The 20890-nt window shown below is 63.9% G+C and carries 26 protein-coding genes; 18 read left to right on the forward strand and 8 right to left on the reverse strand.

Going from position 1 to position 20890, the window contains the following annotated elements; genetic code table 11:
- Positions 1-107: magnesium transporter (locus tag ACK41X_RS15815; protein WP_409725268.1), on the forward strand; the 107-nt coding region annotated here is incomplete at its 5' end.
- Between the two features lie 17 nt (positions 108-124).
- Here ACK41X_RS15815 and ACK41X_RS15820 read toward each other — a convergent pair.
- A complete protein-coding gene (locus ACK41X_RS15820) occupies positions 125-709 on the reverse strand; it encodes a TetR/AcrR family transcriptional regulator (protein WP_409725199.1) in 585 nt (194 codons plus the stop codon).
- Positions 710-807: 98 nt separating this feature from the next.
- Between ACK41X_RS15820 and ACK41X_RS15825 the strand changes: the two genes are divergently transcribed.
- The 10 genes from ACK41X_RS15825 (at position 808) to ACK41X_RS15870 (ending at position 7842) form a co-directional block, all read left to right on the forward strand.
- Positions 808-1287 carry a PaaI family thioesterase gene (locus ACK41X_RS15825; RefSeq protein WP_409725202.1) on the forward strand — a complete coding sequence of 160 codons (480 nt, stop codon included), beginning with the start codon at positions 808-810 and terminating at the stop codon, positions 1285-1287.
- A 30-nt stretch (positions 1288-1317) separates the two neighbouring features.
- A complete protein-coding gene (locus ACK41X_RS15830; RefSeq protein ID WP_409725205.1) occupies positions 1318-2490 on the forward strand; it encodes an isovaleryl-CoA dehydrogenase in 1173 nt (390 codons plus the stop codon).
- Between the two features lie 67 nt (positions 2491-2557).
- On the forward strand, positions 2558-2905 hold the full coding sequence (locus ACK41X_RS15835; protein ID WP_409725208.1) for a helix-turn-helix domain-containing protein: 348 nt from the start codon (positions 2558-2560) through the stop codon (positions 2903-2905).
- 178 nt (positions 2906-3083) lie between these two features.
- Positions 3084-3908: an aldo/keto reductase gene (locus ACK41X_RS15840; protein ID WP_409725211.1), complete on the forward strand. Its 825-nt coding sequence runs from the start codon at positions 3084-3086 to the stop codon at positions 3906-3908.
- A 5-nt stretch (positions 3909-3913) separates the two neighbouring features.
- Positions 3914-4732, forward strand: a complete 819-nt coding sequence (locus ACK41X_RS15845) for an aldo/keto reductase (protein ID WP_409725213.1) — start codon at positions 3914-3916, stop codon at positions 4730-4732.
- On the forward strand, positions 4723-5451 hold the full coding sequence (gene queC / locus ACK41X_RS15850) for a 7-cyano-7-deazaguanine synthase QueC (protein ID WP_409725270.1): 729 nt from the start codon (positions 4723-4725) through the stop codon (positions 5449-5451). Before ACK41X_RS15845 ends, queC begins: the two co-directional genes overlap by 10 nt.
- The gene (locus ACK41X_RS15855) at positions 5448-6011 is read left to right on the forward strand and encodes a VUT family protein (protein ID WP_409725216.1); all 564 of its coding nucleotides are present in this window, start codon (positions 5448-5450) and stop codon (positions 6009-6011) included. Before queC ends, ACK41X_RS15855 begins: the two co-directional genes overlap by 4 nt.
- A gap of 19 nt (positions 6012-6030) precedes the next feature.
- A complete protein-coding gene (locus ACK41X_RS15860; protein WP_409725218.1) occupies positions 6031-6723 on the forward strand; it encodes a ribonuclease activity regulator RraA in 693 nt (230 codons plus the stop codon).
- A gap of 33 nt (positions 6724-6756) precedes the next feature.
- Complete coding sequence (locus ACK41X_RS15865) at positions 6757-7590, forward strand: YdcF family protein (protein WP_409725220.1); 834 nt, start codon at positions 6757-6759, stop codon at positions 7588-7590.
- A 72-nt stretch (positions 7591-7662) separates the two neighbouring features.
- On the forward strand, positions 7663-7842 hold the full coding sequence (locus ACK41X_RS15870; RefSeq protein WP_409725223.1) for a hypothetical protein: 180 nt from the start codon (positions 7663-7665) through the stop codon (positions 7840-7842).
- Between the two features lie 12 nt (positions 7843-7854).
- On the opposite strand, the gene ACK41X_RS15875 is transcribed toward ACK41X_RS15870, so the two are convergent.
- Positions 7855-8538: a DUF599 domain-containing protein gene (locus ACK41X_RS15875; RefSeq protein WP_409725226.1), complete on the reverse strand. Its 684-nt coding sequence runs from the start codon at positions 8536-8538 to the stop codon at positions 7855-7857.
- A 397-nt stretch (positions 8539-8935) separates the two neighbouring features.
- Here ACK41X_RS15875 and ACK41X_RS15880 point away from each other — a divergent pair, with 397 nt between their 5' ends.
- Positions 8936-9346 carry a rhodanese-like domain-containing protein gene (locus tag ACK41X_RS15880; RefSeq protein WP_409725229.1) on the forward strand — a complete coding sequence of 137 codons (411 nt, stop codon included), beginning with the start codon at positions 8936-8938 and terminating at the stop codon, positions 9344-9346.
- Between the two features lie 5 nt (positions 9347-9351).
- Here ACK41X_RS15880 and ACK41X_RS15885 read toward each other — a convergent pair whose 3' ends face one another.
- From ACK41X_RS15885 to ACK41X_RS15900, 4 genes are all read right to left on the reverse strand, one after another.
- The gene (locus tag ACK41X_RS15885; RefSeq protein ID WP_409725232.1) at positions 9352-10143 is read right to left on the reverse strand and encodes a phosphodiesterase; all 792 of its coding nucleotides are present in this window, start codon (positions 10141-10143) and stop codon (positions 9352-9354) included.
- Between the two features lie 8 nt (positions 10144-10151).
- Complete coding sequence (gene phnC / locus ACK41X_RS15890) at positions 10152-10928, reverse strand: phosphonate ABC transporter ATP-binding protein (RefSeq protein WP_409725235.1); 777 nt, start codon at positions 10926-10928, stop codon at positions 10152-10154.
- Positions 10925-11668 carry a phosphonate ABC transporter, permease protein PhnE gene (gene phnE / locus ACK41X_RS15895; protein ID WP_409725239.1) on the reverse strand — a complete coding sequence of 248 codons (744 nt, stop codon included), beginning with the start codon at positions 11666-11668 and terminating at the stop codon, positions 10925-10927. Before phnE ends, phnC begins: the two co-directional genes overlap by 4 nt.
- A gap of 93 nt (positions 11669-11761) precedes the next feature.
- Positions 11762-12634 carry a phosphate/phosphite/phosphonate ABC transporter substrate-binding protein gene (locus tag ACK41X_RS15900; protein ID WP_409725243.1) on the reverse strand — a complete coding sequence of 291 codons (873 nt, stop codon included), beginning with the start codon at positions 12632-12634 and terminating at the stop codon, positions 11762-11764.
- A 214-nt stretch (positions 12635-12848) separates the two neighbouring features.
- On the opposite strand from ACK41X_RS15900, the gene ACK41X_RS15905 reads away from it, so the two are divergent.
- The 3 genes from ACK41X_RS15905 to ACK41X_RS15915 all read left to right on the forward strand — a co-directional run bounded on the left by ACK41X_RS15905 (position 12849) and on the right by ACK41X_RS15915 (position 16427).
- Positions 12849-13499: a glutathione S-transferase family protein gene (locus ACK41X_RS15905; RefSeq protein ID WP_409725246.1), complete on the forward strand. Its 651-nt coding sequence runs from the start codon at positions 12849-12851 to the stop codon at positions 13497-13499.
- A 67-nt stretch (positions 13500-13566) separates the two neighbouring features.
- A complete protein-coding gene (locus tag ACK41X_RS15910) occupies positions 13567-15681 on the forward strand; it encodes a VTT domain-containing protein (protein WP_409725249.1) in 2115 nt (704 codons plus the stop codon).
- Entirely contained in the window at positions 15678-16427 is a 750-nt protein-coding gene (locus ACK41X_RS15915) for an endonuclease/exonuclease/phosphatase family protein (RefSeq protein WP_409725252.1), read from the forward strand. Before ACK41X_RS15910 ends, ACK41X_RS15915 begins: the two co-directional genes overlap by 4 nt.
- A gap of 267 nt (positions 16428-16694) precedes the next feature.
- On the opposite strand, the gene ACK41X_RS15920 is transcribed toward ACK41X_RS15915, so the two are convergent.
- Positions 16695-17402 carry a DUF1236 domain-containing protein gene (locus ACK41X_RS15920; RefSeq protein ID WP_409725255.1) on the reverse strand — a complete coding sequence of 236 codons (708 nt, stop codon included), beginning with the start codon at positions 17400-17402 and terminating at the stop codon, positions 16695-16697.
- 224 nt (positions 17403-17626) lie between these two features.
- On the opposite strand from ACK41X_RS15920, the gene ACK41X_RS15925 reads away from it, so the two are divergent.
- The 3 genes from ACK41X_RS15925 (at position 17627) to ACK41X_RS15935 (ending at position 20334) form a co-directional block, all read left to right on the forward strand.
- Positions 17627-19234 carry a carboxyl transferase domain-containing protein gene (locus ACK41X_RS15925; protein WP_409725257.1) on the forward strand — a complete coding sequence of 536 codons (1608 nt, stop codon included), beginning with the start codon at positions 17627-17629 and terminating at the stop codon, positions 19232-19234.
- 61 nt (positions 19235-19295) lie between these two features.
- Positions 19296-19532, forward strand: a complete 237-nt coding sequence (locus ACK41X_RS15930) for a hypothetical protein (RefSeq protein ID WP_409725260.1) — start codon at positions 19296-19298, stop codon at positions 19530-19532.
- Positions 19533-19632: 100 nt separating this feature from the next.
- Positions 19633-20334, forward strand: a complete 702-nt coding sequence (locus ACK41X_RS15935; RefSeq protein ID WP_409725262.1) for an SDR family NAD(P)-dependent oxidoreductase — start codon at positions 19633-19635, stop codon at positions 20332-20334.
- Between the two features lie 4 nt (positions 20335-20338).
- Here ACK41X_RS15935 and ACK41X_RS15940 read toward each other — a convergent pair.
- Positions 20339-20890, reverse strand: a 552-nt coding sequence (locus ACK41X_RS15940; protein WP_409725265.1) for an MBL fold metallo-hydrolase, incomplete at its 5' end; no start/stop codon positions are given.

Raw genomic sequence — 20890 nt, forward strand, 5'->3', positions numbered from 1 at the left:
AGATCGATCCCGCGGTCGCCTCCGGCGTATTCGTCACCACGACGACCGACGTTTTCGGGTTTTTCATCTTCCTCAGCTTCGCCACGATCATGTTCCGGCTGGTCTGATCCGGCCGGCCGGAGGGTCAACGCGGGGGCTCGATCAGTGCCGCGATAGCGATCTCGGTACCGGAGGCCGCAACGGCCCGGCGGTCGAGCAGGCTTTGGCCGAACAGAAAGGCGTAGAACAAGACCGCGCGGGCATTGGCGTCGCGCGGCGCGTAACCGAGCCGTTCGAACAGGGCCGCGACATGTTTGAGCCGCTCCCTGTCGACGTCCTGGACCGCGCTGCCGGCCTTGGCGTCGCCATGAGCGAAAGCGCGGATCGCGAGTTCGACCGCAAGCCCGCGGGCATTGCTGCGGCGGCCGTAGAGCTCCGCGAGCCGCCGCAGCGCGAGAGCAGGGTTGCCGTCATGGGGCGCCTGCTCGCGGATTGCGGCAATGCGCCGGTCCGCCCATTGCCTGAGCATGGCGTCGATCAGCGCGCGGCGGTCGGCAAAATGCCAGTAAAAGCTTCCTTTGGTGACCGAGAGCGCTTTGGCGAGCGGCTCGACCCGAACCGCGTCCATGCCTTTGTCGGCCGCGACGTCGAAGGCCGCGGCGATCCAGGCCGCGGCATCGAGCGTGCCCGGGCGTGCCGCCACCTCCTGTGTTGCCTTCCTGACGGCCATCGCTGTCGCTTGACTCCGGTTGAGCCGCACCATACGGTACCGTATTGAAACATACGCATCCGTATGGGTCAATACGGGTCGAGCGATGGATGCCGCCGATGACCGCCTTCAGGCCGCGCAATCCGCATTGGGAACGCCATGTACGCGAGAGCTTTGCGCGGCAGGCTTTCATGACCCTGATCGGCGGCGAGATCGTCTCGCTCGCGCCGGGCGCCTGCGCGGTCGCGGTCAAGGCGCGTCCCGATCTCTGCCAGCAGCGCGGATTCCTGCACGGCGGCGTCACCACGGCCCTCGCCGATACCGCGGCCGGCTTTTCCGCCTATTCGCTGATGCCGGAGGGCTCCGCGCCGTTGACGGTCGAGCTTAAGATCAACCTGTTGTCACCGGCGGTCGGCGACCGCTTTGTGGCAAAGGGACGGGTGCTGCGCTCGGGACGTACGCTTACCGTGGTCGAGGTCGATGTCGACGCCGAAACCGGACCGCAATCGAAGTTGATCGCGCGCATGCTGGCGACCATGATCTGTCTGGAGAATACGCCCGACGCGCCGCAGGAAACGCAACGAAGCGCGCACGGGTAAAAGCCGCCCCATCGGGTTCGGAGAAATCGCATGATCGCGAATGCCTGGAGCGGGTTCGATTTCGGCCTCGGCGAAGACATCGACATGCTGCGCGACAGCGTGCGCCGCTTCGCGCAAGACAAGATCGCGCCGCGCGCCGACGAGATCGACCGCAAGAACGAATTCCCGCGCGACCTGTGGCCGAAGCTCGGGGAGCTGGGCGTGCTCGGCATCACCGTCGAGGAGAAATGGGGCGGCGCGGGGCTCGGCTATCTCGAACATTGCGTCGCCATGGAGGAGATTTCGCGCGCCTCCGGCTCCGTCGGCCTGTCGTATGGCGCGCATTCCAATCTCTGCGTGAACCAGATCCGCAGGAATGGGACCAACGAACAGAAGAAGCGCTATCTGCCGAAGCTGATCTCGGGCGCCCATGTCGGCGCGCTGGCCATGTCGGAGCCGGGCTCGGGTTCGGACGTGGTGTCGATGCGCACCCGCGCCGACAAGAAGGGGACGAAATATATTCTTAACGGCTCGAAGATGTGGATCACCAACGGGCCGCTCGCCGATACGGTCGTGGTCTATGCCAAGACCGACGCCACCGCGGGGGCGCGCGGCATCACCGCATTTCTGGTCGAGAAGAAGTTCAAGGGATTCTCCACCGCCCAAAAGCTCGACAAGCTCGGCATGCGCGGCTCCGACACCGGCGAATTGCTGTTCCAGGATTGCGAGGTGCCGGAGGAAAACGTGCTGGGCGCTGTCGGCAACGGCGTCAACATCCTGATGTCGGGGCTCGATTACGAGCGCGTGGTGCTGGCCGCGGGGCCGCTCGGGCTGATGCAGGCGGCGATCGACCTCGTGATCCCCTATATTCACGACCGCAAGCAGTTCGGCCAGTCGATCGGACGCTTCCAGCTGATGCAGGCCAAGATCGCCGACATGTATGTCGGCATGAATGCCGCAAAGGCATATGTCTATGCGGTCGCGAAAGCCTGTGACGAAGGCCGCACCACGCGCGAGGACGCAGCAGGTGCGATCCTGTTTGCCTCTGAGCGCGCAACGCAAGTTGCGCTGGAGGCGATCCAGACGCTCGGCGGCAACGGCTACATCAACGAGTTTCCCGCCGGGCGGCTTCTTCGCGATGCCAAGCTTTACGAGATCGGCGCGGGCACCAGCGAAATCCGCCGCATGCTGATCGGCCGCGAGATTTTCGAGAAGACCCGCTGAGCTTTTTCAGGTCGTGCGGCGGACCAGTGTTAAGGGTTCATTGAACGATTGCGCCGATCATCGGCGCATGACTGGCAAGCCCGATCTCCGATTGCGTCTCAAGGCCGACGGCCGCATCGTCGAAATCCTGCCCGATGGCAGCGAGCGCACGGTCTCGGAGACCAGCAATTTTCCGCAATTCGTGACGCCCCAGGCGCCAGTTTCGCCAGGCGGCGACGCAGCCTATGCGCGTGCGATCCGCTCCGCCGCTCGCATGACTCAGGCAGAGTTCGCCGCGCGCATCGGCGTTCCGGTCGAGACCGTGCGCAACTGGGAGCAGGGCAAGCGGTCGCCACGCGGGCCCGCCCGCGCCCTGCTGCGTGTCATTGAAGGCGCGCCTGATGTGGCTTTCAAGGTGCTTGGCAAAAAGCACTAGACACGCCGTTCTGCCCGGATTGCGAGGGGTTTGGACGCACCGGCTCACCCATCCGCTGAAATATTTCGGGATCGCTCTTGCGGTGCCGCCGACTTATCCCCTATCGCGTTGGGGCGGCTTGGCAGCCGCGGTCCGGCGCGGCATTCTCCCGCGCCATTGAAGTTGGGGGCGCGAAGGTATGGTTCCGGTGATCGAGGTCAGAGGAGCGCAGATTCCGGCAATCGGACTGGGAACCATGACATTGAAAGGGGACGTTTGCGTCGAGGCGGTCAGCACCGCGCTGAAAATGGGCTACCGCCATATCGATACCGCAGTCTATTACGACAACGAAGCCGAAGTCGGCGAGGGCATCCGCAAGTCGGGCGTGCCACGCGACGAAATCTTTCTCACCACCAAGGTCCGCCACAGCGATCTTGGACCCGGCGATTTCGAAGCCTCGGTGGAGGGCAGCCTCAAGCGGCTCGATCTGCCCCATGTGGACTTGCTGCTGATCCACTGGCCCAATCCGGACATTCCGCCTCCGGTCTACATCCCGGCTCTGTGCAAGGCCAAACGCAACGGCCAGACCCGCCATATCGGCGTGGCCAATTTCACCATCGCGCTTCTGGAAGAAGCCGAGAAAATCGCCGACGAGCCGATCGTCAACAACCAGATCGAGACGCATCCGTTTCTCGATCACCGCACCATTCTCGCCTATTGCAAGGGCCGCGGCCTTTCGGTGACCGGCTATTGTCCGCTCGGCCGCGGCCGCATCCCCGGCAATCCGGTGCTCGCTCGAATCGCCAAGACCCACGGCAAGAACGAGGCGCAGATCGCCCTGCGCTTCCTCGTGCAGGAGGGCGTGATCCCGATTCCGCGTACTGCTACGCCGGAAAAGCTCAAGGCCAATCTCGATATTTTCGATTTCATGCTGGCGGATTCGGAGATGACGGAAATCCGCAAACTGGCAGAACCGAACGGACGCATCATCACGCCGCCGCAATCGCCCAAATGGGATAGCTGAGGCGGATGCAGACGCTGGACGCCAAGAACGCGCAGATACCGATTCTGGGGCTTGGCACCTGGGAGCTGCGCGGGCGCGACTGCGCGCGCGTCGTTGAACAGGCGGTCCGGCTCGGCTACCGGCATTTCGACACGGCCCAGCTCTACGGCAACGAGCGCGATGTCGGCGACGGCATCCGCGCGTCCGGCATTTCCCGCAGCGACGTATTCGTCGTCACCAAGGTGGCGCCGGATAATCTGGCGCCGGGATTGTTGATCCGCTCGGTCAAGGAATCGGTCGGCAAGCTGAGACTCGGTGAGATCGATCTTTTGCTGCTGCATTGGCCGAACAAGGGGATACCGCTTGCCGACACCATCGCGGCTTTGGTCGAGGCGAAGCGTGACGGGCTCGTGCGCAATATCGGCGTATCGAATTACACGGTGGCGCTGATCGAGGAGGCGTGCCGTCTGGCCGAGGACCGGCTGGTCTGCAACCAGTTCGAGTACCACCCGTATCTCGATCAGTCGAAAGTGCTCGCGGCGTGCCGCGCCAGGGGCATGGCGGCGGTGGCCTATTCTCCGATTGCTCGTGGCAGCGCCAAGTCCGATTCCGTGCTCGCGCGGATCGGCAAGCCCTACGGCAAGACGCCCGCTCAGGTGTCGCTGCGCTGGGTGATCCAGCAGGGGGTCGGCGCGATTCCCCGCACCAGCCGGGTGGAACGGCTCGCCGAGAATATCGACGTGTTCGACTTCAGCCTGACGGACGAAGAGATGACCGAGATCGCGGGCCTTGCGCATCCGGGCGGGCGCATCGTCGACTGGGCGTGGTCGCCGAAATGGGATTAGAGGACGAGGGCGCGCTGGTTCTGTTCTCCGGCGGCCAGGATTCCACGGTCTGTCTCGCCTGGGCGCTGCAGCGATTCCGTGCGGTCGAGACGATCGGATTCAGTTACGGGCAGCGCCATGCCGTCGAACTCGAGGTGCGGCCGGCGATCCGCACGGCCTTGTGTGAATTGAACGCGGGATGGGCGGTGGCGCTCGGGGACGATCATGTCGTCGATCTCGCCGCACTTGGCCAGATTTCCGAGACCGCGCTGACCCGCGAGACTGCAATCGAGATGCAGGACAGCGGCCTGCCAAGCACCTTCGTGCCGGGGCGCAACCTCATCTTTCTCACCTTCGCTGCGGCTTTGGCCTGCCGGCGGGGTATCCGGCATCTGGTCGCGGGGATGTGCGAGACCGATTTTTCAGGTTATCCGGATTGCCGCGACGACAGCATCAAGGCGATGCAGGTCGCGCTGACGCTCGGTATGGACCGCCGCTTTGTGGTGCACACCCCGCTGATGTGGATCGACAAAGCGGCGACCTTCGCGCTTGCGCAGGAGATCGGCGGCGATAGTCTCGTGAATGCTATCGTCGAACGCACCCATAGCTGCTATCTGGGCGACCGTTCGCGCCGCCACCCCTGGGGTTACGGCTGCGGCGAATGTCCGGCCTGTCAATTGCGCGCGGCCGGCTTTTGGAGATGGCAAGAGCGATGCAACAACGGGCACGAAAAGGCATGACCAAGGAGGCGCGGCGCTGGGTCGAAGGCGCGATCGTCTTTGCTCTCTTTTGCCTGACGATTCCGGTCGCCAACTGGATGATCTACAATGTCGGAACCGTGTGTCCGCCGAACGGGCCGTGCCTCATTCCGGTCGGGTTCGGGTTGATGGCCCCGTCCGGCGTGCTGATGGTCGGACTGGCGCTGGTTTTGCGCGATCTCGTGCAAAGGCGGCTCGGCTTCGGCATCGCCGTCGCCGCAATCCTGATCGGCGCCGCGATTTCCGGGGTGGTGGCGCCGCTGTCGCTCGTGATCGCATCGGCCTCCGCCTATCTCATCTCCGAATTCGCCGATCTTGCCGTCTACACGCCCTTGCAGCAGCGCCGCCTTGTCACCGCGGTGATCGTCTCCAGTATGGTCGGACTGGTCGTCGATTCGATTGTCTTCCTGTGGCTTGCCTTCGGCTCGCTGGAGTTTCTGGCCGGACAGGTCATCGGCAAGTCCTGGTTGGTGCTGCTGTCGATTCCGTTCATCTTGTATCTGCGGCGGCGCGACGCGCGGCTCGATCTCGGTCCGGCCTGACCCAAAACGAGGATCGCAAATGGGTGCGCTCGACGATCTGCGTAACGTCACCACCGGAACCATCACCACGATGCTGCTCAAACGCGGCATCCGTCGCAGCTGGATGAAAGGTCCGATGCCGCTCGTCCCCGGCGGCAAGCGCGTCGTCGGGCCGGCCTTCACGCTGCGCTTCGTTCCGGTACGCGAAGACCTCGCGACCCCGGAAAGCTGGGGCAAGCCGATCTCGACCCGCGCGGCGATCGAGGACATGCCGGAAGGCTGCATCGCGATCGCCGACGCGATGGGCGTGCAGGATTCCGGGATTTTCGGCGACATTCTGGTGATGCGGATGGTCAAGCGCGGGGTGCAGGCACTGATCACCGACGGGGTTATGCGCGACAAGACCGGCATCCTCAAGACCGGACTTCCGGTCTGGTGTTCGGGCATTGCCGCGCCGGCTTCGGTGAACGGGCTGACCTTTGTCGGCTGGAACGAACCCATCGCCTGCGGCGGCTGCGCCATCTTTCCGAACGACATCATTGTCGCAGACGACGATGGCGCGGTGGTGATTCCGCAGGCGCTGGTCGAGACCATTGCGAGTGAGGGGCTCGAACACGAGGCTTACGAAGAATGGGTGGTGGGTGAGGTGGAGAAGGGCGCGAAGCTGCCCGGTCTTTATCCCATGAACGAGGAGACTCGACAGCGCTACGAGGCCGAGCGGAAGAAGAGGTAGCGCGCCGCGCGCATTTGTCCGCAAGAGGCTTGCATGTTCGGCCTGTCCAAAATCCTCGGCTTCTTCGCGCTGCCGTCGAACCTGCTGATCGTGCTGGCCCTGACCGGCATTCTGCTGATGCGCACGCGGCTGCGCCGGTTCGGTCAGGGCTTGCTGATCGGCGCGGTTCTGCTGCTTGCGGTGATCGGCATCGCGCCGGTCGGCAATGCGCTGATGTTGCCGCTCGAGGAACGGTTTCCGAAATGGGACGGGGGGGGTGGCTCGCCGCATGGCATTGTGGTTCTCGGCGGCGCGATCTCGCCCGATGTGTCCGCGGCGCGGGGCGAGATTGCGCTGAACGAGGCCGCCGAACGCATGACCACGGTTGCCCGGCTTGCGCGCGAGCATCCGCAGGCCCGTATCGTCTTCACCGGTGGCAGCGGCCGTCTGTTCCAGGGCGCAAGCGAAGCCGATTTCGTCACCGCACTGTTCGACAGCTTCGGCATTCCGCGCGAGCGGATCGTCCTCGAAGGCCGCGCCCGCAACACCGTGGAAAATGCGCGCTTCACCCGCGATCTGGTGCAGCCCAAACCCGGCGAACGCTGGTTGCTCGTCACTTCCGCCCATCATATGCCGCGCTCGGTCGGCCTGTTCCGCAAGGCGGGCTTTCCGGTCGAGGCCCACCCGGTGGATTTCCGCACCCGCGGGCCGGCCGATCTGACCGGGCCGATCGGTTCGCTCGCCGCAGGACTGGCCCGCGCCGACACCGCGGTGCGCGAATGGGCCGGGCTCGTGGTCTATTGGCTGCTCGGCCATACCAGTGAGCTGTTCCCCGGACCGCAGGGAGCAGCGCGTTGCGACAAGACTGGCGACAATTGCCAACGTTAACCTTCGATTACGGTTACCAATTCGCAAACATTTTGGCTGACACTTGCCGCGTCCGGGGGCGGAGGGCTCACAATGCAGATCGAGACCAGGGTGATACCTGTCGAAGGCATATCCGCCGTTCCGGGTATCGCCGACGACGCCGAGCGCACCGAACGGCTGCGGCGGCAGGACGAGATGCGCCTTCTCAACGTCGCGACCGGCCTCGCCGTGATGCTGATTTGCGCCGCCTGGATCGCAATTGCGCTCGACTGATCTTTTGACCGGCTACTCGGCGGTCATCGCAGCATTGGCATCCGACACGAATTGCCGGCTCCACATCACCGCGACGACCGCCGCGGTGGTTGCGAACAGGAGCCAGGGCGAAACGAACCAGCCGAGATAACCGAGCGCAAAGAAGAAGGCGCGCTGGCCGCGGTTGAAGTGGCGTCCGGCCGACTCGCAGAGCTTTCCGGTTTGCCGCGCGTGACGCTTCGCCTCGGGCAGATCCTTTTCGGTGGACGGCGGCATCGCCCCGATCATGATTGCGACGTAGTTGTAGAGCCGGTAGGCCCAGGCAAATTTGAAGAAGGCATAGACGAAGATCACCGCCAGCCCGATGGTCTTGATTTCCCAAAGCACCCGCGAGGTCGGCACGCCGAACGGCAGCGCCGCGACGATGGTGATCAGATCGTCGGTGGAACGCAGCAGGGCGAGCGTGCCGCCGATCGCTATCAGAGAGGTCGAGGCAAAAAAGGCTGTACCGTTCTGCAGCGACGCCATGATCTGGGCGTCGACCATGCGCATGTCGCGGTGCAACATCTGCTGCATCCAACCGTCGCGATGCACATGCATGCGGGCATTCAAGCCGCTATGGCCGTAGGCGGTCCATTCCATCAGGATGGCGTAGCCCAGCCAGCAGATAACGAAAAAGCCGAGCGCGAGCAGGTCGGGCAGGGTGAAAAGCGACATGAATGGCTCGCTGGTCGACTCGTTACCGGTATCGTCACGAATTGTGGCAGCTGCGCAAATCGGCAAACCACCGGCTTGAAAAGATCGGCCGAGTCATTAGACTAAAGTCGTAGTCCGACTGCGGTTGCGCCTCGTGCGTCTGCAGTGGCCCTCCGCAGCACAACGAGGAGACGGCCTATGGCACAAGATCAAACCCAGGGTTCCAACGAGTCCTGGTGGTCCACGGCCTTGTGGACCGCCGGTGCGCTGGTCGTGGTCGTGCTGATCGCGATCTATGCGGCGATGTGAGCGGAGGGGGAGAGCATGAGCGGCGTGGTCGGGACCGCGCCGCGTTCGCCGGTGGCTTGAAGCCACCTGCGTATTCTGGAATTTTGCGCACGCAATTGGAGTGCGCGCGATGTCCCAGACCATCACCACCGGTGTCAAATCCCTGGTTGAGGCAGCGGAAAAAGAGATCGAAAATCTCGCTGTCGAGCAGGCCATCGCGCTCTATGGCCGCGACGACGTGGTCCTCGTCGACATTCGTGACATCCGCGAATTGCAGCGCGACGGCCGGGTTCCCGGCGCATTCCATTGCCCGCGCGGCATGCTGGAATTCTGGATCGATCCGCAAAGCCCCTATCACAAGGAGGCGTTCGCGCAGGACAAGAAATATGTGTTCTTCTGCGCCGGAGGCATGCGCTCGGCGCTCGCGGCGCAGACCGCGCAGATGATGGGCCTCAAACCCGTGGCGCATATCCGCGGCGGCTTCGGCGCCTGGAAGAAGGCCGGCGGACCGGTGGAGGCGGTCGAGCCGAAACACAAGTAGCGCGCTCAGAACCGGTAGGGGCCGGGCGCCGAATCCACATAGGCCATGTGCGTTGTCAGCCCATGCGCTTCATCGAAGCGGTGAATCAGCATGGACGGCGGCTCAAGGGTGAACGACGCAGGGCCGTCCAGTGTCAGCTCGAGAGCGACCTGATGCGCGACCGATGGGGCAATCTGGCATGGGATTCCGGCAAAGGTGAACAATACCGGCCGATGCACATGGCCGGTTATAAGCCGCTTTACCTGTCGATGGCCTGACAGGATGCGGCCGAGCTCCTCGGCACCGTCCAGCAATCGGATCTTGTCCATATGTGCGATCCCGCAGACAAAGGGCGGATGATGCAGCATGACGAGCGCCGGACGATCCGGTGCGCCGGTCAGAGAGCGATCGAGATGGTCAAGGGTTTCGGGCAGCAATACGCCGTGACTCTTTCCCTCGACCAGACTGTCGAGGCCGACGATGCGAAGCGGCCCGGCATCGATCGTGAAATTGAGCGGGCCCTGGGCGGCCAGGAACCCTGCGTTTCCGAATGCGGAGCGCATGGCCTCGCGCCGGTCGTGATTGCCCGGCACTGCGTAGACCGGCATCGGCAACGGGCTGAGGAGGTTAGCAAGCGCCGCATACTCCTCCGGTTCGCCATGTTCGGTGAGGTCGCCGCTAACGAGCACGAGATCGGGGCGTGGCGCGAGGCGCAGGATGGCGCCTACTGCGCGTTTGGCCATCGCATTCGTCGGGACCACGCCACAGACCGCGTGCCCGTCGGACGTTACATGCAGGTCGGATATCTGGACGATCATCATGTCGCTCAGGCCGCGCGGTAAATGGTGTCGATCTCCGGTCCCTGAACCGTATGAGCCGGACGATTCATGACCACGACCCCGGCGCGCAACGCGACAATGCGGTCGGCAAAGCGGCGTGCGAGATCGGTCTGGTGCAGGCTGCACAAGACGGCGATGCCGCGTTCGTGCGCCACCTCGCGCAGAACCGAGAGCACATTTTCGGCGGCGGCCGGATCGAGGCTCGCCACAGGCTCATCGGCAAGGATCAGCCGGCTTTGCTGGGCCAGCACGCGGGCGATCGCGACGCGTTGCTGCTGTCCGCCGGAGAGGCTGTCGGCGCGCTGGTAGGCCTTGTCGATCAGCCCGACGCGGTCGAGCGCGGCGAGCGCGATCTGCCGGTCGGATTGCGGAAAGGCGCGCAGCAACACGCGCCAGGTCGCGACGTGACCGAGGCGTCCGGCGAGCACATTACCCAGTGCATTCATACGTCCGGTGAGGTTGAACTGTTGAAAGATCAGTCCGATAGCCCGGCGCTGCAGATCGAGTTCGCGGCGGCTCAGTGTGTTGAGATCGCGTCCGAAGGCTCGGACCTGCCCGGCGTCGGTGCTCACCAATCCCGAGACGCAACGAAAAATCGTGGATTTGCCAGCGCCGCTCGGCCCGAGCAGCACGACCACCTCGCCGGGATGCACGGTCAGACTGACTTCCCGGATCGCGGTCGTGCCGCCGTAGCGCTTGGTAACGCCAATAAGGTCGAGGACAGGCGTGGTCGGGTGTAGCGTCGGATCCGCGACGAGGGTCACACCAGCCTCCGCCGCAGAAACGCGCTGAACTGATCGATCACAGTCACCATGATCAGCACGATCACGGTCAGCGTCAAAAGTTTGGGAAAATCCAGCAGATCGATCGCGGCCTTGATCTCGATGCCGATGCCGCCGGCGCCGACGATGCCGAGAATGGTGGAGGTCCGCACATTGGCTTCCCAGAGATAGAGCGAGATCGACGCAAGATTGGGCATGACCGAGGGCAGAAGCGCATAGGAGACAACCTTGGTGCGGTTCGCGCCGGTCATGGCCGCCGCCTCGAGCGGCGCATTCGGAATGGTCTCGATCGCTTCGCTGTTGAGTTTGGCGATCACTCCCATCGAATGCACGATCATGCCGAGGACGCCAGCGAACGGGCCAAGGCCCACCGCCGCGACGAAGAGCAGCGCGAACACGACGGTGTCGACGCCGCGGAATGCGTTGACCACCAGCCGTACCGGCAGCGAAAGCGCCAGCGACGGCGTGGTGTTGCGGGCGATGAAGATCGACAGCGGAAACGCAAAGATGGTCGCGAATACTGTGCCGACGGTTGCGATAGCAACGGTCTCTGCGGCGCGCAGCCAGAACGTGCCGAGGTCCTGGGTGTAGGGCGGCCAGGACTTTGCAAGCCACTGGACCAGGCGCGGCATCCCGCTCACGAGTTGCGCGAGATTGACTTCGGACAGTTTGAGGCAGACCGCAAAGGCGATGCCACATGCCAATGCGAGGGCCAACCGCATTAGCATTGCAGCAGAGGTCAGCGGGACGCGCGGCTCGGTATAGACACCGTTCGGGCCGCGCGTCGGAGGCGAGCGCCGAAGCTCCCACATCGGCTAGGACGACACCTTCAGCACGCCAAGGTCGCGGCCCATCTTTTCGAGCACTTCGTAGGGCTCATGGGTGGTCGAGACGAAGCCGGTATAGGGCGGCGGCAGCAGCTTCTTTTCCTCCTCGGAGAGACCGTTGAAGGCGGCCTGAAGCTTGTCGGCGAGGGCCTGGTCGAGACCCTTGCGGACCACCACGCATTCGTTCGGCAGCGGGTCGGATTCCCAGATCACTTGGTTGGAATCGGCCTGCATCATGCCGTTCTTGATCATGGTATTGCGGTGGGTGTCCCAGCCGGTGGCGAGATCGACCTGGCCGTTGATGGTCGCCATCTGCGCGGCGGCGGCTGAAGCGCCCTCAGCGTAGCGGCCGAAGAAGGTTTTGGGTTCGATGCCGCGCTGGCGCAGGAAATAGGTCGGCACCAGCCACCCCGACGTGGAACCGGTGTCCAGCATCTGCATCGACATGCCCTTGGCGTCGTCGGGGAATTTCGAAATTTTGAGGCCAGGACGCCCGACGATCAGCGCCTTGTAGAAGGGATTGCCGTTGACCAGCATCATGTTGATCGGACGAGCGCCGCCATTCGCCCTGGCGAGCACATAGCCCCAGGGGCCCATCTGGGCCACGTCGACCTGCTCATTGGCGATTGCCACCGCAATGCCGGCCCAGTCGTTGGCGACGTTGAGATGCAGGTCGGCGCCGGCGCGGTCGCAGACGATCTTGTAGACGGGCTCCCATACCCGGCGCGTATCGGCCTGGGTCGGCTGTTGCGGGCCAAGCCCGACCTTGATGACCGGACGCGACTGTGCGCGAAGAATGGCGGGAGCGGTCAGCGTACCAGCAGCCGCGGTCAGGGTCAGGAATGCACGGCGTTGCATCATGGCGGGATCCTCAAATCGGGGTTGGCTTAGATTGCTTTCGTTCCCCGCCTAGCGAGCATCAATAACAGTCCCATGACGTTTGACCGGGTCGGTGCGTGCCGTGACGTGTTATCCTTCGCATTTGGATTGGTGATGCCGCGGATAAGTGGAAATGACTTGAGCTTGCACGCCGGGGCCGCAATCATCGCCGCGCAAATTTTGCGGAGAACGCGATATGCTGAAACTCATTCTCGGCAACAAGAATTACTCGTCATGGTCGCTGCGGCCGTGGATCGCGATGCGCCATGCCGGACTTGCCTTTGAAGACGAGGTGATCCCGCTTTACGAACCCGGCAGCCGGGAGCGGATTCTGCACTATTCACCGACCGGGAAGGTGCCGGTGCTGATCGACGGCGAGATGGTCATCTGGGAGTCGCTTGCGATCCTCGACCACATCGCCGATCGCTTTCCGCAGACGCAGCTCTGGCCATCGGAACCGAAGGCGCGCGCGCATGCGCGGGCGGTCTCGGCGGAGATGCACGCGGGGTTCGCGCCGCTGCGCAGGCATTGCCCGATGAATATGCGCCGGGTCGGCAGGCCGCGCGCGCTGACGCCGGAGGCCGAAGCCGATGTGCAGCGCATCGACGCGATCTGGAGCGAATGCCGGGCGCGCTTCGGGCAGGGCGGACCGTTTCTGTTCGGCGCCTTCAGCGCCGCGGACGCCATGTATGCGCCGGTGGTGTCGCGCTTTGTCAGCTACGCCATCAAGGCCGGGCCTGCCGGGCAAGCCTATATGGCGGCGATGCAGGCGTTGCCGGCGTGGCAGGAATGGCAGGCGGCGGGCGTGGCGGAACCTTGGGTGATGCCGGGCAACGAGGTGGACTAAGCCCCGGGGTTGGAACTTTGGAGCCGGTTGCCGCGTTCTGGTGGCTAAACCGGAACCTGAAATCTGCATGGCGGCCGCTCTGCTCCGCACGAACAGAAATGTCTGGCGCGTGGAGCGCGCCGATCGCGTCGCGGTCCTCATCGACGGCGCGGCCTATTTCGGCGCATTGCGGGAAAGTCTTCTGAAGGCACGCCGATGCGTCTACATCGCGGGCTGGGATATCGACAGCCGCATGCGCCTGGTCGGTCCGTCCGGCGCGGCCGAGGACGGATTTCCGGAAGGGCTTGGCGAATTTCTGTCGGCACTGGCCGAACGCCGGCCCGAATTGACCATCAATCTTCTGTTGTGGGATTTCTCTGTGCTTTATGCGCTGGAGCGCGAAGTGTTTCCGGCGCTGTCGCTGAATTGGAAGACCCCTGATCAGATCCGCTTTTGTCTCGATGGGCAGCTTCCTCTCGGATGTTCGCAACATCAGAAGATCGTGGTGATCGACGACGCGATCGCCTATTCCGGCGGCCTCGATCTGACCATCCGGCGTTGGGACACGTCCGAACACCAGGCGGCAAACGATTTGCGGTGCGATCCTGCCGGCGAGCCTTATCGGCCGTTTCACGACGTGCAGGCCGCGGTGGAGGGCTCGGCCGCCAAAGCGCTCGGCGATCTTGTTCGGGAACGCTGGCGGCAGGCGCGCTGCGCCGAGCCGGAACAGTGTGTCGCAACGTGGGATTGCTGGCCGGACAGCATCGCGCCCGACTTCAGAGACATCGATGTCGGCGTCGCGCGCACGGTTCCCGGGTGCGAGGGCGGAAAGGAGGTGCGCGAAGTCGAGCGCCTGTTCCTCGACATGATCGATACAGCCGAGCGCACCATCTATATCGAGAACCAGTTCATGACCGCCGAATCTGTCGCACAGCGGCTGGCCGGACGCTTGCGCGAGAAGCCCGAGCTCGAGGCGATCCTCATCGCGCTCAACACGCCGGAATCGTGGATCGAAGCGCACACCATGCGCAACGGCCGCATCCGGTTCCGGCAAATCCTCGCGGATGCGGGCGTGCTGGATCGCGTCCGCCTGATCTATCCACATGTCAGCCAGGGCAAAGAGTCAGCCGACACCATGGTGCATTCGAAAGTCATGGTGGTTGACGACCGGGTTTTGCGTATTGGCTCTGCCAATCTCAACAACCGGTCCCTCGGGACCGACACCGAATGCGATCTGGTGATCGAAGCCCGCGACGGCCGCGATCGCGTCGCTATTGCCAGTATCCGCAACCGGTTGTTGGGCGAGCATTGCGGCGTTACGGCCGAGGCGGTGGCGCAAAGTCTGGCCGCCGGTTCGGCCTTCACCGAAATTCCGGACCGGCTGTCATCCAACGGACATGCGCTATCGCCGATCGATGACGGCGAGCTCGGGGCCGACCGAAAAGCCTATATCGAAACGCTCGCGGACCCGCCGCGGCCGCTGACGCTCGCAACGATACTGGGACGGGGCGGGGCGAGCGCACGGCGGATGCTGTCTGGCGGAGCAGGCAAACTCGCCGTTGCGGCTACCTTTCTGGTCGCCCTGACGCTCGCCTGGCAATTCTCGCCGTTGTCGGCGTTGGCCGATGCCGAGGCTTTGCAGACGATGATCGCGGATATCTCGCAAAGTCACTGGGCGCCGTTCGCAGTGCTGCTGGGCTTCATACTGGGCGGACTCGTGGCCTTTCCTCTGACGATCCTGATCGCGGCGACGGCGGCGAGTTTCGGTCCATGGAGCGGCTTCACCTACGCGTTGATCGGTGCGCTGGCGAGTGCGCTCGTCACTTACGGTATCGGCGCTGCGGTCGGCGGCGATGGCTTGACCAAAGTGATGGGCAAGCGACTGAGCAGCATTCGCGACAAGATTGCGCGACAAGGCCTGCTGCCGATCGTTGCCATTCGCCTCGTCCCGCTGGCGCCCTTCACGCTCGTCAACCTTGTGGCGGGCGCGAGCGGCATCCGGCTTTGGCACTACATGTTCGGAACCGCGCTTGGTTTGCTTCCGGGTCTTGTGGTGATGTCGCTGCTCGGCAGTCAGATTATGCAACTGATTTCATCTCCCAGCCCGACGGAAATCGTCACGGTCGCGGTCCTGCTTGGCCTGTGGATCGCCATGGTCTTCGGTTTGCAGGCTGCCGCGTCGAAATACGGAAGCGCCTCTTGAGCCAACTGCGCCGCCGCGCCATTCGCGTCATGACGTGGAATATTCACGGGGCCGTCGGGCGCAATCCGCGGTTCGATCTTCAGAAGGTCCTTGCGCTGATTTTGCGCGCCGATCCCGACATCGTCGCGTTGCAGGAAGTGGATTCCCGGCGGCAGCCCGGTATCGATCCGTTCCAGATGCTGCAGAAGGGTCTGGGTCACTATGGCGTTGGCGCCAAAACCATCGTCACCGCCGATGGCGATTATGGCCAAATGCTGATGAGCCGCTGGCCGCCGCGCCAAACCGACATCCGCGATATTTCATACGGCGAGTTTGAGCCGCGCCGGGCGATCACGGCCCGCTTCGATACACCGGGCGGTCCGCTTCACGTCGGCGCGACGCATCTTGGACTGAGTGTGCGCGAGCGCCATAGCCAGGCCAGGGCGCTGCTCGACATGATCGGTGACCGGACGCCGTTCGTGTTACTGGGTGATTTCAACGACTGGCTCTGGCCGGGTTCGGTGCGGCGCGTGCTCGCGAAAGTTCTGCCCGGACGCTCGCGGCACCGAACCTTTCCTTCGGTCTGCCCGGTCCTGCGGCTCGACCGGATCTATTGCCGGCCGCGGCATCTTCTGGTCCAGACCTGGACTGACCGCGAAGCCCGGACCATTTCGGACCATTTGCCGTGCATAGGCGATGTGTTGTTGGACGAAAGCGGTGAGCAAGCCGAAGGCGGACTCGAATTGGCTTCGATTGCGGTGCCGTAAACGCCGCCCTTGAATTTCCGCCTCTGATGAGGGCGGGATTGGCCGCTTGAAAGGACACAAAAAAGAAAACCCGGCCGCTGGCCGGGCTTCCCACTCGATGCGCAACGCTGGGAGTACATCCGTCCCAATGCACACCGAAACTTTCACAAGTATGGCAAGCAAATATTAACGAAATATGACCTTCCGGAAGCCGGTCTCCGAGTCGCAAAATGGTTCCGCCGGGACAAGCAGGCGTCCCGGCGGATTCGTTTCATCCCGACTTCGCTGTTAGGCGTCGATCACCGCAACGATCCGGTAGCTGCCCGGCTCGATGATGATGATCTCGTCCTCGACCAGAACGAAACGGTAGCCGCGCCACTGCGGATAGACCTCAATGACGGTCGGCGGCAGTGGATGCAACACGACAGTGCGCGGCACCGTGGTGCCCACCGAAATGTTGAAGTTCACGTTCGTTTCCCGCTTCACATTGGTCTTTGTGATCGAGCTCGTGATTCTGGTGCGCTGTTCGGTGGTCAGCGAAGCTGAGCCGGCGCCGGCCGCACCTTGACCGGTGGTCGCGTCCTTGCGGTCGGTCTTGGTCTCGGTCGCAGTCGCGCCGCCCTTACGATCGGACTTGTCCTGCGCACGATCCTGCCTGCGCTCGCGCTGATCCTGCGCGCGGTCTTGGCGTTGCTCCTGGCGCTGTTCCTGCCGATCCTGGGCGCGCTGCTGCTTCTGCTCGCCGCGGTCCATGTTCTGCTGCGCGCGCGCCGGCGGGGCTTCCTGGCGCTGCTGCATCTCCGAACCGCCCGGTATGCCGCCACGCGGCTGGGCGGCCGGGGGCGCGGATTGCTGCGCGGGAGACGTGGTTTGCGGCGCCGCGGCGGGATTGCCGCCCATCGAGCCGCCCGGTCCGCCCTTGTCCTGAGCGGCGGCGAGACCCGCGCCGGCGATCAGGGCAGCGGCGGAAACCGAGATTAGCAATCGAGACCTCATGGGGTGACTCCTGTCCTTGGTTGTTACGTTTCGTGAAGCCCCGTGCTCCGGCGAAAAGCGCCGGTCCCGGTTAAAACGTCGCAGCTGCGTCGACGTTCCGGTTCCAACGCAAACGGCCGTCGCCGTCGATCAACTCACGCAACAGCGTGTTACAGCGCCGGCCTTATGGCCAATTGCTTCGCGTCGCGGCATAGTTCCCGCGGCCGAGAATCGGGGAGGGTGGCGTGGCGCGCATCGGATCGACAATCGATACCCGCTCGCGCGAGTTTCTGATCAACGCCGGACAATGGCAGTTGCTGATCGACGAGCTGAAGGCGGCGCGCGCGGCCGCAGCGCTCGGCGGCAACGAGAAATCGCGCGAACGCCACGTGTCACGCGGCAAGCTCCTGCCGCGCGAGCGGGTGATGCGCCTGATCGATCCGGGTTCGCCGTTTCTTGAGTTGTCGCCGCTCGCCGCCTACGGGATGTATGACGACGACATTCATGCCGCCGGAATCATTACCGGGATCGGCCGGGTGTCGGGCCGCGAATGCATGATCGTGTGCAACGACGCCACCATTAAGGGCGGCACCTATTATCCGATGACGGTGAAGAAGCACATCCGCGCCCAGGAGATCGCGCGCGAGAACCGGCTGCCGTGCATCTATCTTGTCGATTCCGGCGGCGCCAATCTGCCGAACCAGACCGAGGTGTTTCCCGACCGCGATCATTTCGGCCGCATCTTCTACAACCAGGCGCAGATGTCGGCGGCCGGCATCCCGCAGATCGCCGTGGTGATGGGTTCCTGCACCGCGGGCGGTGCCTATGTGCCGGCGATGTCGGACGAGACCGTGATCGTCAAGAACCAGGGCACGATTTTTCTCGGTGGCCCGCCTTTGGTGAAAGCTGCGACCGGCGAGGTGGTGTCGGCGGAGGATCTCGGCGGCGCCGATGTGCATACGCGCAAATCCGGCGTCGCCGATCATCTGGCCGCCAACGACGAACACGCGCTGGCAATCGCGCGCCGCATCGCCGCGAACCTTAACACGGTGAAGCGGGTGGACATCCCGGTGATTGCCGCGCGCGAGCCGTTGCACGATCCGGCCGAATTACAGGGTCTCGTCGCGACCGACCTGAAAAAGCAATATGACGTGCGCGAGATCATCGCGCGCATCGTTGATGCGTCCGAGTTCGACGAGTTCAAGAAGCTTTACGGCACGACGCTCGTCACCGGCTTCGCGCATTTGTCCGGCATGCCAGTCGGCATTCTCGGCAATAACGGCATTCTCTATTCCGAAAGCGCGCTGAAGGCCGCGCATTTCATCGAGCTGTGCTGCCAGCGCCGCATCCCGCTTCTGTTCCTGCAGAACATCGTGGGCTTCATGGTCGGCCGCGACTACGAGTCCGGCGGCATCGCAAAAGACGGCGCCAAGATGGTGACGGCGGTGGCCTGTGCGCGGGTTCCGAAGATCACGCTGATCGTCGGCGGCTCGTTTGGCGCGGGCAATTACGGCATGTGCGGCCGGGCCTATGGTCCGCGCTTCCTGTTCACCTGGCCGAACGCGCGCATCTCGGTGATGGGGGGCGAGCAGGCCGCCTCGGTGCTGGCCACCGTGCGCCGCGACAATATCGAGGCGGGCGGAGGGACCTGGAGCGAAGTCGAGGAGGAGGAATTCAAGCAGCCGATCCGCGAACAATACGAGCGGGAGGGCTCACCATATTACGCCACCGCACGGTTGTGGGACGACGGCATCATTTTGCCCGGCGAGACCCGCCGGGTGCTATCGCTTGCTTTATCCGCGTCGCTGAATGCGCCGGTGGAGGAGACGCGGTTTGGGGTGTTCCGGATGTGAGGAACGCTTCGGCTCCGTTCGCGTTGTTATTCTCTGGCAACACCAGAAACGGAGGCACCCCATGTACCGTGTCTATTCCGGTCCGGCCGGCTCCGAGACTCTGAGCCCGCTCGACAAGGGCCGTCATCTCTTTAAGGAATGCGCCTCGATGGACGAGGCCGTGAGCTTCGCCCAGCATCTGAAGGCAACCGGCCGGGTGGCGCTGCTGATCGAAGGCGACGACGGAACGCATCTGGACCGTTCAGCACTCGCCAAGACGCTGCATCACCGCGGCAGCGAGCAGGTCCACAACGGCTGACCGCCCGAAGGAGCGACGCCGGCCGGTGCACGCACGCGCTTGCAGAGCCTGTTCCAAGCCATCATCCTGCGCGGCCCCTTGACCGCGCAGGAGATGGCTTATGACCGCGCCGGCTTATCGCACCGCCTTGGTCGTCGGCGCAGGATCGGGACTGAGCGCGTCGCTTGCCCGGCTTCTCTCGAAGTCCGGCCTCAGGGTCGCTCTGGCCGCCCGCTCGACCGACGATCTCGCCCATTTGGCCGCTGAAACCGGCGCAAAGGCGTTTGCCTGCGACGCCTCTCAGGAGGGGCAGGTCGCGCGGCTGTTCGCCGAGGTCGAGGCCGCGCTCGGCGCACCCGATGTGGCGATCTACAATGCGAGCTTCCGCACCCGAGGGCCGCTCACCGAGCTTCTGCCCGCCGATGTCGAAAAAGCGCTTGCGGTGTCCGCGTTCGGTGCCTTCCTCGTCGCGCAGCAGGCCGCGAAGCGCATGCTGCCAAACCGGCACGGTGCGATTTTCTTCACCGGCGCCTCCGCCAGCGTGAAGGGCTATGCGAAATCCGCACCATTCGCGATGGCAAAGTTCGCACTGCGCGGGCTGTCGCAGAGTCTTGCCCGCGAATTGCAGCCGCAGGGCATTCACGTCGCGCATTTCGTCATTGACGGCGGCATCCGATCGGCGCGCCGGATCGAGCCGGCCGACAAGCCGGATTCGCTGCTCGATCCCGACGCCATCGCGCAAACCTACCTCGATGTGCTGCGCCAGCCGCGCAACGCCTGGACCTCCGAGGTGGAATTGCGGCCCTGGGTTGAGAATTTCTGAGGTCTCACACCTCCACCACCAATCCATCTACCGCGCATTCCAGTTCAATATCGGCGAGATGCGCCAGCATGTCCTCGCTCAGATGGGTCAAAATCACGCGCTTGGCGCCGATCGCCGGCAAATGCTGACGTAAGGTCGACAGCGTCATGTGGGATTTGCGCAGCGTCTCGTACATGTAGCATTCGCAGATGAAGAGATCGGCGGCGCGCGCGGCGTCGATCAGCGCATCGGTCCATTCGGTATCGCCGGAATAGCACAGCGTTTTGCGGCCGGTTTCGATCCGGTAGGCGAGGCAGGGTCCGGCGCGCTCGTCGTGCTTGACGTGCAAAGGCGTCACCTGCATGCCGAGGATGTCTTGCGGCGCGCCGATTTCCACCTCCTGCAACACCAGTTCGAAGGGCAGCGTCCGCTCGCCGGGAAAGGCCACCGCCATCGCCCGCGCGTACCACTCCCGCAGGCCCGGCGGCCCGGCGATCAGCAGCGGCCGGCTTCGCTTGACGTTCAGTTGCTGGTCCAGAACAAAAAACGGAATGCCGCCGAAATGGTCGGCGTGGAA

It is taken from the genome of Pseudorhodoplanes sp. (assembly GCF_046289595.1).
Lineage (GTDB): Bacteria > Pseudomonadota > Alphaproteobacteria > Rhizobiales > Xanthobacteraceae > Pseudorhodoplanes.